The sequence below is a fragment of the Streptomyces sp. NPDC043812 genome (assembly GCF_056436245.1).
This window is the reverse complement of record NZ_JBWKCY010000003.1, coordinates 396963-411586: the sequence shown is the minus strand read 5'-3', so window position 1 is coordinate 411586 and position 14624 is coordinate 396963. Positions and strand designations below refer to the sequence as shown.

The 14624-nt window shown below is 71.9% G+C and carries 12 protein-coding genes and 1 tRNA gene; 5 read left to right on the top strand and 8 right to left on the bottom strand.

All coding sequences use genetic code 11. The annotated features are described in order from the left end of the window. Positions 1–49 precede the first annotated feature (49 nt). The 4 genes from AC067Z_RS06810 to AC067Z_RS06795 all read left to right on the top strand — a co-directional run bounded on the left by AC067Z_RS06810 (position 50) and on the right by AC067Z_RS06795 (position 4651). A complete protein-coding gene (locus AC067Z_RS06810) occupies positions 50–826 on the top strand; it encodes a maleate cis-trans isomerase family protein (protein WP_478788380.1) in 777 nt (258 codons plus the stop codon). Continuing rightward, on the top strand, positions 823–1542 hold the full coding sequence (locus AC067Z_RS06805; protein ID WP_478788379.1) for a maleate cis-trans isomerase family protein: 720 nt from the start codon (positions 823–825) through the stop codon (positions 1540–1542). The genes AC067Z_RS06810 and AC067Z_RS06805 overlap by 4 nt, the downstream gene beginning before the upstream one ends. Before the next feature lie 105 nt (positions 1543–1647). Further along, the gene (locus AC067Z_RS06800; protein ID WP_478788378.1) at positions 1648–2751 is read left to right on the top strand and encodes an LLM class flavin-dependent oxidoreductase; all 1104 of its coding nucleotides are present in this window, start codon (positions 1648–1650) and stop codon (positions 2749–2751) included. A gap of 181 nt (positions 2752–2932) precedes the next feature. Further along, entirely contained in the window at positions 2933–4651 is a 1719-nt protein-coding gene (locus AC067Z_RS06795; RefSeq protein ID WP_478788377.1) for a glycosyl hydrolase family 18 protein, read from the top strand. A 100-nt stretch (positions 4652–4751) separates the two neighbouring features. On the opposite strand, the gene AC067Z_RS06790 is transcribed toward AC067Z_RS06795, so the two are convergent. Beyond that, complete coding sequence (locus AC067Z_RS06790; RefSeq protein WP_478788376.1) at positions 4752–6590, bottom strand: putative bifunctional diguanylate cyclase/phosphodiesterase; 1839 nt, start codon at positions 6588–6590, stop codon at positions 4752–4754. A 388-nt stretch (positions 6591–6978) separates the two neighbouring features. On the opposite strand from AC067Z_RS06790, the gene AC067Z_RS06785 reads away from it, so the two are divergent. Continuing rightward, the gene (locus tag AC067Z_RS06785; protein WP_478788487.1) at positions 6979–8274 is read left to right on the top strand and encodes a M6 family metalloprotease domain-containing protein; all 1296 of its coding nucleotides are present in this window, start codon (positions 6979–6981) and stop codon (positions 8272–8274) included. 41 nt (positions 8275–8315) lie between these two features. On the opposite strand, the gene AC067Z_RS06780 is transcribed toward AC067Z_RS06785, so the two are convergent. The 7 genes from AC067Z_RS06780 to AC067Z_RS06750 all read right to left on the bottom strand — a co-directional run bounded on the left by AC067Z_RS06780 (position 8316) and on the right by AC067Z_RS06750 (position 14564). After that, positions 8316–8389: transfer RNA gene (locus tag AC067Z_RS06780), tRNA-Lys, on the bottom strand. Further along, positions 8380–8994 carry a bifunctional DNA primase/polymerase gene (locus AC067Z_RS06775; protein WP_478788375.1) on the bottom strand — a complete coding sequence of 205 codons (615 nt, stop codon included), beginning with the start codon at positions 8992–8994 and terminating at the stop codon, positions 8380–8382. The genes AC067Z_RS06780 and AC067Z_RS06775 overlap by 10 nt, the downstream gene beginning before the upstream one ends. A 229-nt stretch (positions 8995–9223) precedes the next feature. Continuing rightward, positions 9224–9562, bottom strand: coding sequence for a hypothetical protein (locus tag AC067Z_RS06770; protein WP_478788374.1), 339 nt, complete (start codon positions 9560–9562; stop codon positions 9224–9226). 83 nt (positions 9563–9645) lie between these two features. Next, positions 9646–10974: an AAA family ATPase gene (locus AC067Z_RS06765; protein ID WP_478788373.1), complete on the bottom strand. Its 1329-nt coding sequence runs from the start codon at positions 10972–10974 to the stop codon at positions 9646–9648. After that, positions 10971–12611, bottom strand: coding sequence for a hypothetical protein (locus AC067Z_RS06760; RefSeq protein ID WP_478788372.1), 1641 nt, complete (start codon positions 12609–12611; stop codon positions 10971–10973). The genes AC067Z_RS06765 and AC067Z_RS06760 overlap by 4 nt, the downstream gene beginning before the upstream one ends. Beyond that, entirely contained in the window at positions 12602–13768 is a 1167-nt protein-coding gene (locus tag AC067Z_RS06755) for a hypothetical protein (protein WP_478788371.1), read from the bottom strand. Before AC067Z_RS06755 ends, AC067Z_RS06760 begins: the two co-directional genes overlap by 10 nt. Then, entirely contained in the window at positions 13698–14564 is an 867-nt protein-coding gene (locus AC067Z_RS06750; RefSeq protein ID WP_478788370.1) for a phosphatase PAP2 family protein, read from the bottom strand. The genes AC067Z_RS06755 and AC067Z_RS06750 overlap by 71 nt, the downstream gene beginning before the upstream one ends. Positions 14565–14624: the final 60 nt, after the last annotated feature.

Below are 14624 nucleotides of genomic sequence, written 5' to 3'. Positions count from 1 at the left end.
CGCACCCGAACCTACCGTCGTCAACAAGACGCCAAAGGGGGCCAGGGCTATGGAAGTCTCCTTTCTCGGCGGACCACAGCCGCAGCATGGTGTCGGCGTGGTCGCCCCTTTCGATTTCGCTCTGGACCGAGAGCTGTGGCGCTGGGTCCCCGACGATGTCTCGCTGCGGCTCACGCGAACCCCTTTTGTGCCCGTCGGGGTCTCCCTCGACCTCGCGCGGCTGGTGAGTGAGCACGAGACCCTGCGTGACGCGGTGCGCGCCCTCTGCGCATCGGAGCCGGAGGTGGTCGCCTATGCCTGCACGTCGGGCAGTTTTGTGGGCGGCCTCGCCGGGGAACGCGCCATGTGCGAGGTGATGAGCTCGGCCGGCGACGTACCGTCGCTGACCACGTCCGGCGCCCTGCTCGAAGCACTCGACGAGCTGGGCGCCCGTCGTATAGCCCTGCTCACGCCGTACACGGAATCGGTGACCAGGTCGCTGGAGGACTATCTGGGAGAAGCGGGAGTGACGGTGACGGGCCGGGCCTTTCTCGGGCTGACCCGCCACATCTGGAAAGTGCCGTACCGCTCGGTGGTGGACATGGCACGGCAGGTGGCGGTGGGCGCGGCGGACGCGCTCTTCATCAGCTGCACCAATCTGCCCACGTACGACGTGATTCCGCAGCTGGAGGCCGAGCTGAGGATGCCGGTCGTCTCCGCCAACCAGGTCACGATGTGGTCGGCCCTGCGCGCCATCGGCGCCCGGGCGGTCGGTCCCTATCAGGCTCTGCTGATGGACGCGGCGACGACGACGGCCGAGCCCGAAGGACAGGAGGGCGTGACATGACGACGGTGGGACTGCTGTACCCCGGACACTCCGCGGAGGACGACTACCCCCGGATCGAGGCACTGCTGACCGGAGTGAATGTGCCGGTCGTCCACACCGACATCGGCGAGGACGCGCACCGCGTCGAGGCGCTGCTGGAGATGGGCTCCGCGGACCGGCTCGCCGCCGGGGTCGAGGAGCTGAGGCTCTCGGGCGCGGAGTCCGTGGTGTGGGCGTGCACGAGCGGTTCCTTCGTGTACGGGTGGGACGGCGCCCATGAGCAGACCCGTGCCCTGGCGCTGGCGGCAGGGCTTCCGGCGTCGAGCACGTCGTTCGCGTTCGCCCATGCCGTACGGGAAGTGGGTGCGAAACGGGTCGCGGTCGCGGCCACCTACCCCGAGGACGTGATGGAGCTGTTCGCCCGGTTCCTCGGCGCGGCCGGGACCGAGGTGGTGGCCGCACGGGCGAGCGGGATCATCACGGCCGCCGAGGTGGGGACCTGGGGGCGCGAGCAGGTGCTGGCGCTGGTGCGCGACGCGGACGACCCGCGGGCCGACGCGGTGCTGGTGCCGGACACGGCACTGCACACGGTGGCCCATCTGCCCGAGCTGGAGGAGGCGGTGGGCAAGCCGGTGCTCACGGCCAACCAGGTGACGGTGTGGGAGGGACTGCGGCTGGCGGAGCGCAGGGGAGCGTGGTCGGACGAGCTGGGCACGCTGTTCGCCCGCAAGGACTGACCGCGACGGATCCCTGAGGGGTGCGGGGGCGGACGGGGAATAAAACGGAGATGGCCTCCTGTTGTGCGTCGGCGTACGTACGACTCACGCAGGAGGGCCCCACCAGTGAACGCAGTGGACGAGATCCGAGGCACGGCGGCAGGTACCGCCCCCGTCCCCCTGTCCGTGCTCGACCTGGTCACGGTCGGCAGCGGCCGTACGGCCTCGGACGCCCTGCGTACCAGCGTGGCCATCGCCCGTCTCGCCGAGAGTCGCGGCTATCACCGCCACTGGGTCGCCGAGCACCACTCCATGCCCGGTGTCGCCTCGTCCTCCCCGGCCGTGATCCTCGCCCATCTCGCCGCCCACACGGAGCGCATCCGCCTCGGCTCCGGCGGCGTCATGCTGCCCAACCACGCTCCCCTCGTGATCGCCGAGCAGTTCGGCACCCTGGAGGCGCTCGCCCCTGGCCGGATCGACCTCGGCCTCGGCCGCGCACCCGGCACGGACGGCGCCACGGCGGCCGCCCTCCGGCGCGGCGACCAGATGCACGAGGGCGCCGACGACTTCCCGCAGCAACTCGCCGAGCTGACCCGCTTCCTCGACGACGACTTCCCCGACGGGCACCCGTACGCCCGCATCCATGCCGTGCCCGGCCCCGTGCAGGCCACCTCGCCCGGTGGCGTCCAGTCCCCTTCCCGGCCGCCCGTCTGGCTGCTCGGGTCCTCCGGCTTCAGTGCCCGGCTGGCCGGTGTGCTCGGGCTGCCGTTCGCCTTCGCCCACCACTTCTCGGCACAGAACACGGTCCCGGCGCTGGAGCTGTACCGCGAGAGCTTCCGCCCCTCGGCCGTGCTGGACGCGCCGTACGCGGTGATCGGCGTCGCGGCCCTGGCCGCCGACGACGAGCGGGAGGCGCGCCGCCAGGTGCTGACGGGGGCGCTGTCGATGGTCCGGCTGCGCACCGGCCGGCCGGGCCTGATCCCCACGCCGAAGGAGGCGGAGGAGTACGCGTTCACGCCCATGGAGCGTGAGTTCGTAGACGGCTGGCTGAAGAACATCGTGCACGGCACCCCCGACGCTGTCCGTGCGGGACTGGACGACCTGCAGGAGCGGACGGGCGCGGACGAATTGATGATCACGGCCAATGCGCACGGTGGCGATGTCCGGCTGCGCAGCTACGAGTTGATCGCGGATGCGTACGGATTGCCGGACGCGCTGGTTCGCCCTTGAACCTTCTGCCCCTGGCTCATTAAGGAGGGCTTAAACCGCTCGTCACCCATGGTGGCGAGCGGTTTTTCGCAACGGGTGCACGCCTCTGACAAGCGGTTTCGGGCTTGAATTGGTCTAGTCCTCATTTGGTTCGGACCATTGACGCGGCCTTCGCGCGAGGGCTATCACTGCTCCAACTCCCATGCCACGCACCCCCTTCGGAGGCCGCACCGTGCACGTCCGCAGACCCTTGCTCGCCGCGCTCACCAGCGTGGCGCTCGCCGCCGGAGCGGTGGCGGCCGTAGGAGGCCTCGGCTCCGCCCAGGCCGTCGACACCGCGCCCGCCGCCGCGTCCACCGGCGGAGTCAAGATCGCGTACTACGACCAGTGGAGCGTGTACGGAAACGCCTTCTACCCCAAGCACCTGGACACCCGGGGTATCGCGGGCAAGCTCGACGTACTCAACTACTCCTTCGGCAACATCCACCCCACGGAGCTGACCTGCTTCGAGGCGAACAAGGCCGCCGGGGACGACGCCAACCCCAACGCCGGTGACGGCGCGGGCGATTCGTACGCCGACTACCAGCGCTCGTTCGCCGCCGCCGACAGCGTGGACGGGGTCGCGGACACGTGGAACCAGCCGATCGTGGGCGTCTTCAACCAGTTCAAGGAGCTGAAGGCCAAGTACCCCAAGCTGAAGATCAACATTTCGCTGGGCGGCTGGACCTACTCCAAGTACTTCCACGACGCGGCGAAGACGGACGCGAGCCGCAAGAAGTTCGTCGCCTCGTGCGTCAAGCAGTACATCGCCGGTGACCTGCCGGTCGAGGGCGGATACGGCGGCCCCGGCACCGCCGCCGGGATCTTCGACGGCATCGACATCGACTGGGAGTACCCGGGCTCGGAGGGTGGCCACCTCGGCAACCACTACGGCCCCGAGGACAAGCAGAACTTCACCCTCCTGCTCGCCGAGTTCCGCAAGCAGCTCGACGAGTACGGCGCCGCACACGGCGGCAAGAAGTACCTGCTGACCTCCGCGCTGCCGGCCGGCCAGGACAAGATCAAGCACATCGAGACGGACAAGATCGGCGCGTACCTCGACTACGCGAACATCATGACGTACGACATGCACGGCGCCTGGGACGCCGACGGGCCGGCGTACCACCAGTCGCCGCTGTACTCCCCGGCATCCGACCCGACCGACCCGATCGCACCGGGCACGCAGAAGTACTCGATCGACAACGCCATCGACTCCTGGATCGACGGCAACGCGGCCTACGGCATCAGCGGCGGGTTCCCCGCGAACAAGCTCACGCTCGGGTACGAGTTCTACTACCGCGGCTGGAAGGGCGTCCCGGCCGGCGCGAAGAACGGCCTCGGCGGCAGCGCCACCGGAGCGTCGGCCGCCCGGCCGGTCAGCCAGCAGGCGGGCATCGCGCACTACAAGGAGCTCGGCGGCATCGTCGACAACGCGGCGACCACGTTCTGGGACGACGAGGCGAAGGCCGCGTACTTCTACAAGAACGGCGAGTTCTTCACCGGCCTCGACAAGAGGGCGATCCAGGCACGCGCCGACTACGCGCACGACCGCGGCCTCGCCGGCGCGATGATGTACTCGCTGCTGGGGCTGGACGCGAACGCCACGCTGTTCAACGACGTCGTGACGGCGGTCGGTTCGTCCCCTTCCGGCCCGGACCCGACGCCGTCGCCGTCCGACCCGACGGGCCCCACCCCGTCGCCGTCACCGTCCGACCCGACACCGGGCTGCACGGCTCCGGCATGGTCCGCGACCCCGTCGTACACCGGCAACACACAGGTCTCCCACAAGGGCCATGTGTGGCGCGCCAAGTGGTGGACGCAGGGCGAGGAGCCCGGAACGACGGGAGAGTGGGGAGTCTGGGAGGACCTCGGCGCCTGCTGATGGTGTGTGGGCGGCGTGTTCTTCCCCGCTCCGCCCACCCCTGCGCCCGGCGGCCCCCACGGCCGCCGGGCGTAGCGGTGTGGCAGGGGCGGAGCCCGGTTCAGCCCGAGGCCGCCCTCGCCGGCCACGACAGCGGCCCCCGCGTCACCAGCATCTCGGTGATCCGCTCCGGCGCCACCGCTCGCGAGTACAGCCAGCCCTGCCCCGTGTCGCAGCCGATCCGCCGCAGCCGGGACGCCTGGCCCGACGTCTCCACGCACTCCGCAGTGACCGTCAGGCCGAGCCGGTGGGCGAGTTCGACCAGTGCCTCGACGATCGTCTCGTCCGCCGGATTCGCATGCGCCTCGTCCTGGAAGCCGCGGACAAACGTTCCGTCGAGCTTCAGTGCGGATACCGGCAGCCGGCTCAGGTACGCCAGGTTCGAATAGCCCGTTCCGAAATCGTCGATCGCGATCTGCACACCCATGTCGCTGAGCGCCTGCAGTGCCTGCAGCGGCCGGCCGGCCGAGCCCATGACCGCGGACTCGGTCAGCTCCAACTGCAGCAGCTGCGGCGGCAGTCCGGTCTCCGCCAGGATCTCGGCGACATCGGCCACCAGATCCGAGTCCCACACCTGCCGTACGGCTACGTTGACGGACACGAACAGCGGTTCCATGTCCGGGTGGTCCAACTGCCAGCGGCGCGCCTGCCGGCACGCGGTGCGCAGCACCCACCGACCGAGCTGCACGATCGAGCCGTCCTCCTCGGCGATCCCGACGAACCGATTCGGCGTCAGCGTGCCGAACTGCGGATGGTTCCAGCGCACCAGCGCCTCGACCCCGCGGGTCACCCCGTCCGCGAGCCCGACGAGCGGCTGGTACTCCAGCGCGAACTCGCCGCGTTCCACGGCCGGTCGAAGCGTGGAGGAGAGTGCCTGCCGGGTCATCCGGTGGGCGTTGCGCTCGGGGTCGAACAGGGTCCAGCGGGCACGGCCGTCCTCCTTCGCCCAGTACAGCGTGGTGTCCGCGGCCTGCATCAGCGCCGTCGCGCTCGTCCCGGCCGCCGCGCGCTCCACCACGCCGATCGACGCGGACACCGAAAGCCGGTGGCCGGGCAGGTCGAAGGGCTGCTGCAACGCGGCCAGTACGCCCCGGGCGAGATCGGCGAGCTGCTCCGTACCGGTGGAGTCCTCGACCAGGATGGCGAACTCGTCGCCGCCGAGCCGTGCGACCAGGTGCCCGCAGCCGCGCACGCCGCCGCTGTTGTCGGCGCACTCGGTCAGCCGGGTGGCCACGGCGGCGAGCAGCCGGTCGCCGACCCGGTGTCCGAGGGTGTCGTTGACTGCCTTGAACCCGTCGAGGTCCAGGTAGCAGAGCCCGATCCGGCCGGTGGATCCGTCGTCGTACGACGACGATTCCAGCACCGCGGTCAGCCGCTCGAAGAACAGCGTGCGGTTGGGCAGCCGGGTCACCGGGTCGTGGAGCTGCAGATGGCGCAGCCGGGCGTGGAGTTCGCGCCGGTCGCTGATGTCCGCCACCGACAGCAGCACATCGCGCGTGCCGGGCACCGGGGCGACGGTCACCTCCGCCCACAGGGCGCGCCCGTCGGGGTGCTTGAGCCGGCGGGTGCAGCGGAAACGGGAGCGGCGGCCGCGGAGCACCTCGCGGTAGGCGTGCCAGGTGCGGGCATCGGAGGTGAGGTCGATGAGATCGGCGGCGCAGCGGTCGCGCAGCTCCGCGGTACGGGTGCCCAGCAGGACGGCGAGCGCTTCGTTGGCGCCGACGACGAGGCCTTCGTGGTCGATGACGGCCATCGCCAGCTGGGCGGCTTGGAACGCGGCCCGGTAGTCGCGCAGTTCGGTGGGACTCGGGCCCGCGTCGTTACGCTCGGTGACGGACGCACGGAGGGTTCCGGGGACTGCGACGCCCGCGGGCCCTTGTCCTTCGGAGGTTCCGCTCACCGCTCACTCCCGCATGCAGCGTGTCGTACAGGCTCGTACAAATGTGGTCGGGGGATGCCCACCCGAGACAGTCGGCGAAGAAATCCGCAAGAACTCGGGGAAAGTGTGCCGATCATAGAGGCTGGCGCGGCGGCCCTTCCAGCGTCACCGGCCCGGGGCGGGGCGCCCGGGTGCCACGGCCGATCGTTTCTGCGCGGGTGGTGACAGGGGTCTGCTCCCGACTGACCGAATGTGACGTTCCGTGAGCCATCGGAGTGTCGCTGCATCTCGGGTCGGCATCGGGCCGGTGTCGACCCGGTCACCCGAGTGGGGCACCGGAACAGGGCGAACCACCGCAAAACGTCACAGGGTGGGTGAGGCATCCAGCATTCCGGAGCCGGAGGTCCACGTGGAGGGTCAGCAGTCGCCCGAGGGAACACCCGGGAGAGTGGACGGAGTACGTCTGCGCAGCGCGGCAGCGGCGCTCACCTCTCTCATGGCGTTCACGGCAACCTCCCTCGTGGCGGGTCCTGCCGTTGCCGGTTCCTCCGCGGGCCCCTGCGCCCTGCCCCGCACCGATGCCCACCACTCCCTCGGCCTGGACACCTGGAACGCCGCGTACCCACGGCCCGCCACCCGGCTCGACGCGGTCGTGATCTTCCTGTCGTTCCCGGACTCCGTACCGCTGAGCACCCCGCGGGAGCTCGCCGCCGACCACTTCCCCGCCACCAGCGACTTCTTCCGGCGCGCCTCCTACGGCAAGTTCGACCTGCGGGCGCATGCGCAGACCGAATGGCTCCGGATGCCCAAGGCGTCGGTCGTCTACGACATAAGGCGTGACTGGGATCCCGAGCGGCGCACCGCCTACCTGGAGGACGCGATCGACGCAGCGGACGACGACGTCGACTTCTCCCGCTACGACGTCGTCTACCTCGTCGCCGATCCGGACGCCCCCGGCGTCGACTCCGACGCCACCAAGGTCGTCAACTTCGACCGGCCTGTGAGCGCGGACGGCACCGAGATCCGGCGCGTCGTCACCGTCTTCGAACGCCACCCGCCCGACCGCAACGTCCTCGCCCACGAGACCGGCCATGTCTTCGACCTGCCCGACCTCTACCACCGGCCGGAGGACGGCAACGGCGACTGGGACACCTACGTCGGCGACTGGGACGTGATGGGCAGCCAGTTCGGGCTCGCCCCGGACCTGTTCGGCTGGCACAAGTGGAAGCTCGGCTGGCTCGGCAGGGCCGAGGTCCGGTGCGTGAACGGCCCCGAGCCGCCCACGGTGTCGGCGGGACCGCCGGGCAGTCGGGACGTCATCACCCTGGAACCGCTCGGCGCCGCGCCCGTCCGCGGCAGCAGCGTCGGTACGCGGCTCGCGGTCGTGCGGACCGGACCGGACAGCGCCCTCGCGATCGAGGCCCGGGGAGCGGCCGGCAACGACCGGTACACGTGCACCGAGGGTGTCCTGCTCTACCTCGTGGAGAGCGAGGCGGAGTCCGGCGGTGGTCCGATCGAGGTGGTGGACACCCATCCGGAGACCGAGGCGTGCGGTGACCAGTCCGTCTACCCCCCACTGGCGGACGCGCCGCTGCGGGTGGGGGAGACGTACACGATGCCGGGCCCGCCGGGCGCGCGGACCCGGGTCGAGGTGGCGGACCGTACGCCCTCCGGGGCATGGACCGTCAAGATCACGACGGCATGACGAGAAGGCCCCTCGCTCTCGCGAGGGGCCTTCTCCGTCTGTGCGCCGCCAGGGACTCGAACCCCGGACCCGCTGATTAAGAGTCAGCTGCTCTAACCAACTGAGCTAGCGGCGCCTGCTGACGTCGTAGACCTTAGCATCCTGATCGGCGGGAGGAAAAATCGATATTCGGGTGGCGGAGCGTGCCGCGCGGACGCAGGCCCACAGCAGGACCTCGGGGCCGGGAAGCCACGGGTGCCGGGTGTCCGGGGCCACCAGCCAGCGAGGCGCCGAGGGGGTGTCTGCGGGGGTCAGTGGCGGCACGGTGACCGCGTCGCCGGCCCCGTGGCAGATGAGCGGCGGTACCGCGTCGCCCCACTCCTCCCAGTCGAGCAGCGACGGCAGCCGCTGGGCGGTGCCGGGGGCGGCGAACAGCATCATGCGCCCACGGTGCATGGCCACGGGCCCCGAGCCGGGCCCCTCGCCCCACAGCCGGTCGAGCATGCGGCGCCCGAAGATCGTGGGCACGTTCACGACGTCGAAGACGGTGCCGCAGGGCAGCACGGCGGGCGCGGCGGGCCGGTCCTCCCACCGGGCGAGCGCCGACCGTGGGTACGCCTCGGAGGAGACGAGCCACCCGGCGCCGGGCGGGGTGACCTCGGCGACGTGATCGCGGCTCTCCTCGCGCAGGAGGGCGAAGATGTCCGTGGTGTGGTCTCGGTCCCGCAGCCATGCGCTCATGTCCCAAGGTCTACCGGGGGTAACGATCCGGTTTCCCAGAGTTGGCGGAAACGGGGACAAGGGAGTGAGGAGGGGAGTATCTTGCGCCTGGCCACGTTCGGGTGGCATATGTCGGTGGCGTTTGGGTGGGCGCCGGGTTGCCCGTTGGGCGTGGCCCGGGCCGGGTGGTTCGGCGTCCGCGCACCCCCTCCGGAGGCCCCGTCGCCCGCACCCACGCAAGCCGTGAGCGTCAGCGAACCCCGCGCTGGAGGTCGCGACCGAAGTCGATCATTTTCTTCGCGTAGTCCTCGGTCCACCCCGCCCGCTCACCGATGTCCGCCGGCGTCAGCCGGTCGAAGCGGCGCGGGTCCGCGAGCTGCGCCGCGGCCACGGCCTGGAACTCCACCGCGCGGTCCGTCGCTGCGCGGAACGCCAGGGTCAGTTCCGTCGCACGCGCCAGCAGCTCCTGCGGGTCCTCCATGGACTCCAGGTCGAAGAAGTGCTCGGGGTCGGCGGCAGCCTCCGACGGCTCGAAGAGCAGCGGGGCCGGCCGCATCCTGCGCTCGGTCGTCCGCTCGGGTTCTGCCATGTCCGTTCTCCTCCTCGCACCTGGGCCCAGGGCCCCTGACCGCCATCCATTGTCCCGCGTACCGCAAGAGGGCCTCATCGGCATCACGGCCGCCACGTGACGCGGTGCTCCGCCAGATGGGCCAGGACCGCGTGGTTCGCCTCCCAGCCGTCCGGGAACTTGACCGTGACGCCCAGCTGGACCGGCTCCGTGGACGGGTGCTCGTCCAGCAGGTCGCCCACTCCCGCGCGGCACACCACGATGCACGCGTGGCGGTGGCGCGAGGCCAGCACGCACAGGCGGCCCGTCTCCAGATGGAACGCGGTCGCGTCGGGGCGGCCCGACAGCGGGTGCAGCACGACCGTGACGTCGTACTCCCTGCCCTGCAGGCGGTTCGCCGTGTCGACGGTGACCCCCGTGACGCCGAGGTCCGCGAGCGCCGCCCGTACCGCAGCCGCCTGGTCGCGGTGGGCGGTGCCGACCGCGACGCGGTCGGCGGTCAGCGGCGCGGCCTCCGGCGACCGCTCCGAGAGCGTCGCCCCGCCCCGGTCCAGGAGTCGCCGCACCACCAGCGCCACCGCGCCCACAGCCTCGGGGTCCGTACGGGGGGTGTGGCGGGCGGGCAGTTCCAGCAGGCCCCAGCCCGACGCGGCCGCCTCGTCGAGGACCCGGTCCGGGCCCGACCCGTCGGACGGGACGCCGAACGAGAGCCGCCGGTCGCCGGGACCGGTGCCGCTGCGGAAGGGGGTGTACGGGTAGAACGCGTCGGAAACCAGCTGCGCCGCCGACGCCGGCAGCCGCCAGGACACCGGCAGCCGGTGCTGCGGCAGTTGTGGATTGTGCGCGAGGAGCGTGGAGACCGCGCTCGCGGAGGGGTCGTACGACAGCCCTGCCCACTGTTCGGAACCGACGATGGAGAACGGGTCGAGCTGGCCCGGGTCGCCGACGAACAGCGCCCGTTCGAAGAGCCCCGCCACGGCGAGCAGCGCGTCCGAGCGCATCTGGTACGCCTCGTCCACGATCGCGTGCCGCCAGGGCTCGGCGCCCTGGACGTGGGCCCATTTCGCGGCCGTGGAGATGACGACGTCCAGGCCGGCGAGGTCACCGGCCTTTGCCGACTTGCGCACGTTGGCAAGGTCGTCGAGCGCCTTGTCGTACGGGTCGGAGTCGTTGGAGTGGAGCCGGCCGACGGGCAGTTCGGGCTCCTTCTCGGCGAGCCGGAGCACCAGGTCGTCGACCTGTGCGTTGGTCTGTGCGACGACCATCAACGGCCGCCCGGCCGCGGCAAGTTCGAGTGCGGCGCGCACCACGAGCGTCGACTTGCCCGCGCCGGGCGGTGAGTCGACGACGACGCCCCGGGAGTCTCCGTGCAAGGTGTCGTGAAGGATGTCCGCGGTGGCACGGCCCGCCTCCGCGGAGGGATCGAACGTCACAGCAGGTCCTCCGGGGTGACGGTGTCGGGGCTCTCGGCCGTGTCGGAACTGGGGGTCCCCCCGGCGAAGCCAGGGGGAGGGCCGCCGTGCGTCCACGGGGTCTCCTCCGGGTCGGGCAGCTTCGGCCCGCCCCGCTGGTCGTGCTCGAACAGGGTCCAGGCCATCCGGTCGCCCTTGACCGGTACGGACCCCTCCGCCGGCTCCTTCGCGCGGCCCATGCGGTCGGTGAGGCGCAGCACCAGGACGCCGTCGCCTTCGTACCGGACGAACTCGGCCGTCTGCGGCTTGCCTTCGAGCGAGCGGTACACCTTCGCCCTCCCCCAGGCTTCGCCCGGGGGGACCCCCACGCCCAGATGCGGCTTGTCGTCGGTGCGCACGGTGAGCAGCGGTCGGGGGCTCGGGCGCTTCGTCCGGGTCCAGGTCATCTCCACGTCGAGCACCTCCGCGGTGAACGCCTGGCCCGCCAGCCGGAAGCCTGCCAGCACCAGCGGATCGTCCAACGCCTCCTGGGCGTCGAGCTGGGCCTGCGCCGTCTCGCGCGCTGCGAGCTTCTGGGCGGCGGTCACGGCGTCGTCACGCCGTGGCTGCGGTGGCTCTCCGGCACGCACCCGGTCGCGGTGTGCGGTGAACGACCAGCGGTCGCGGGTCCAGCGGCCGGCGACCCGGGAGCCCTCGGGCAGTTCCCGCATCAGCTCGACGGTCCGCCACACCGCCTGCCATGTGGGCCGCAGTTGGCCCACGATCAGCCGCCGGATCTCCCGCTCCGCCCGGTGCAGTTCGCCCAGGCGCTCGTCCGCGCTCTCGCCGTCCTCGGCAGCGGCCAGCAGCTGACGCGCCCGGTCGAAGCGTTCCATCGCGGGCGCGAGCAGCTTGTTGTCGAACGCGGGGTCGGTCGCCGGTCCGGCCGGCGGGCACACCAGCTGCCCGTCCCGGTCCCGCGCGAGCTCCGCCCGCAGGGCGGCCTCGGCGCCCGAGGCTCCCTCGGCCGCGTCGATCCAGGCCAGCAGGGCGCCCAGATGCTGGTCCTCCAGCGACGACTGGCCGGTCGCCCAGTGCCGGTTCAGCAGATCGGTCGCCGACAGCAGCAGCGAGGAGCCGGGGACACGGGAACGCTCCGCGTAGTGCGTGAACCAGCGGCCCAGCAGCGGGACCCGCGGCGGCGCGGGATACGGCGTGTCCGGGTCCTGCTCGGCCGTCCGCCGGAACCTCATGGAGCGGCCCAGGAGTCGCACGTACTCGATGCCCGCCCGGCTCGGCACGATCAACTGCGGGGCGTCCGCGCACAGTTCGACCTCGACCTTGACCTTCTTGCCCGTCTCCGGGTCGGTCTCGGACCGCTCGGCGGGCTCGACGTCGTCCGCGTACCCGTCGAGATGGGGGAGCACCGTCTCGGCGAGGTCGGAGAGGAACAGCGAGCGCAGATCGCGGTCGCGCGGCTGCGCGACGACCAGCAGCCGCGGCTCCTCGGGGTCCGTGCCGACCAGCGCGCCGAGCGGCGCGCCGGCCTCGCCCGCGGTGGTCAGCGGAACGCACACCAGGGGCCGGTCCGACAGATGGCGGTGGCGGACCGTCGCGAGCGGCCGGGCGCGCCCCGACTCGACGGCCTCCAGCCGGGCGAGGGTGGTGATCAGTGACATGCCGCGTCCTCCCGGGTCCCGGCCTCCCGTGCCGCCGGGACGTGCGCCGCGCGAAGCGCCTCGGCCCGGAGCGCCGCGGCGCGGCGCAGGGCGTCCACTGCCGGGTCGTCGGGGTCGCCGGCCTCGCCGCGGGCCGCGGCCAGCACGTCGCCGATCGTCGTCAGACCGCCCAGCTCGCTGCGCACCGACCGGCCCAGCGCCTCCACGGCGCCGGCGAGCCTGGCCCGGTCACGGCAGTGGAACGCCAGCTCGCAGGCCGACAGGCACTCGGGGGCGTAGGCGTGCGGGACCTGCTCGACCGCGTCCGTCAACTGCTCGGCCGAGCACGACCGGACGTCGAAGGTGACACCCTCGGGCAGCGCCGCCGCGATGTCTTCGACACGGGTGAGCCGCGCCAGCTGGCGGCGGGTGACCGACAGCTGCTTGCGCACGTCCACGACGGACGCGGTGGGCAGGTTGGTGAAGTCCTTCGGGCAGACGAGCAGCACGCTGTGTGCCACGGCCGCTCTCTCGGTCCGGGCGGCGACCCGCTCCAGGGCCAGCACGTACACAGCGGCCTGCCGGGCAGCCGCGCCGACCTTTGCGGCATCCGCCGATGCGTCGATCATCGGGAACGACTTGATCTCGACGACCGTCCAGCGCCCGTCGGGATGGACGACCACCGCGTCCGGCTCCAGATACGCGGGGGAGCCCGCGACGTCGAGCGCGAGCATCGGGTGGTCGAGCAGGGTGTACACACCGGCCGCCGCGGCCTCGCGCAGGGCGAGGGCGGTGCGGGCGGCGCGGCCTTCGGGCCCGGTGGCCGCGAGCTCGGGGACCCGGACGTCGCCCGTCTCGTCCAGGCCCAGCAGCCGCATCAGCTCCTTGCCGCCGTCGGCCTTGACCTTCGCCTCGAAGGCGTTGCCCCGCATGAACGCGAACTGCGACTGCCCGAAACCCGACGGGGCGCCGAGAGCCTCGGCCAGCGCGGCCTTGTCCACACCGGCGCCGTCGAGCAGGGCGCGGCGCTTGCAGCCGGGGTTGGCGGCGAGGGCCGCGAGCGCGCGGGCGTCCAGCGGATGGGGCTGCGCGGCGGGGCCGCGCAGCTCAGCGAGCCGCTGCCTGAGGGCTGTCTTCGGCGCCTGCGGAGGAGGTGCGCTGTCCGGGGATTCGCTCACCCGCGAGAGTCTCGCATCCGGCACCGACAACGGGGGGCGGTGCGGGCGCGGTGCGGGCCCGGACCCGGTCGGCGAGCCGCATCGCGTGCGGTGCCAGCAGCAGACCGGCGCCCATCACGGCGGCCCCGGCGACGGCGTCGAGGAAGTAGTGGTTGGCGGTGCCCATCACCACGATCGTGGTGAGCAGCGGGTAGGCGACGCCGAGGGCCTTCAGCAGCGGCGTACGGCCGTACTGCCACAGCATCACCCCGCACCACAGGGCCCAGCCGACATGGAGGCTGGGCATCGCCGCGTACTGGTTCGTCATTCCGCCCAGACCGCGCGGCGCGCTCGCCTCGGCGCCCCACCAGCCGTAATCGCTGTACTGCGCCATGGTGTCGACGAAGCCGTGGCCCGCGTGCAGCAGCCGGGGCGGGCAGGTCGGCATCAGCGTGAAGCCGACCAGGCCGAGCAGCGTGGAGGCCATCAGCCAGGTGCGCGCGGCGCGGTAGTGGGCGGGGCGGCGGCGGAAGAGCCAGACGAGGACGGCCGGTGTGACGAGGTAGTGCAGGGAGGCGTAGACGAAGTCGGCGGGTATGCCGATCGCGGGGGTGTCCGTGAAGAGCCGGTTCAGCGGATGCTCGGCGTTGAGGAACAGGGCCTTCTCGGCGCGCAGGATCGCCAGTCCGTGGTCCACGGCCGTCGTCACCTCGCCACGGGCGAGGAGCCGTCCGCCCGAATACGCCGCGTACACGACGGCGATCAGCATCAGCTCGGTCCACCAGCGCGGCCGATGGTGCTGCGCGAGCTGCGGCATCCGGTCGGTCTCCGTCTTCTGTTCGAGGGATCACCCATACGGGAAAGGGGACGCGGAGAT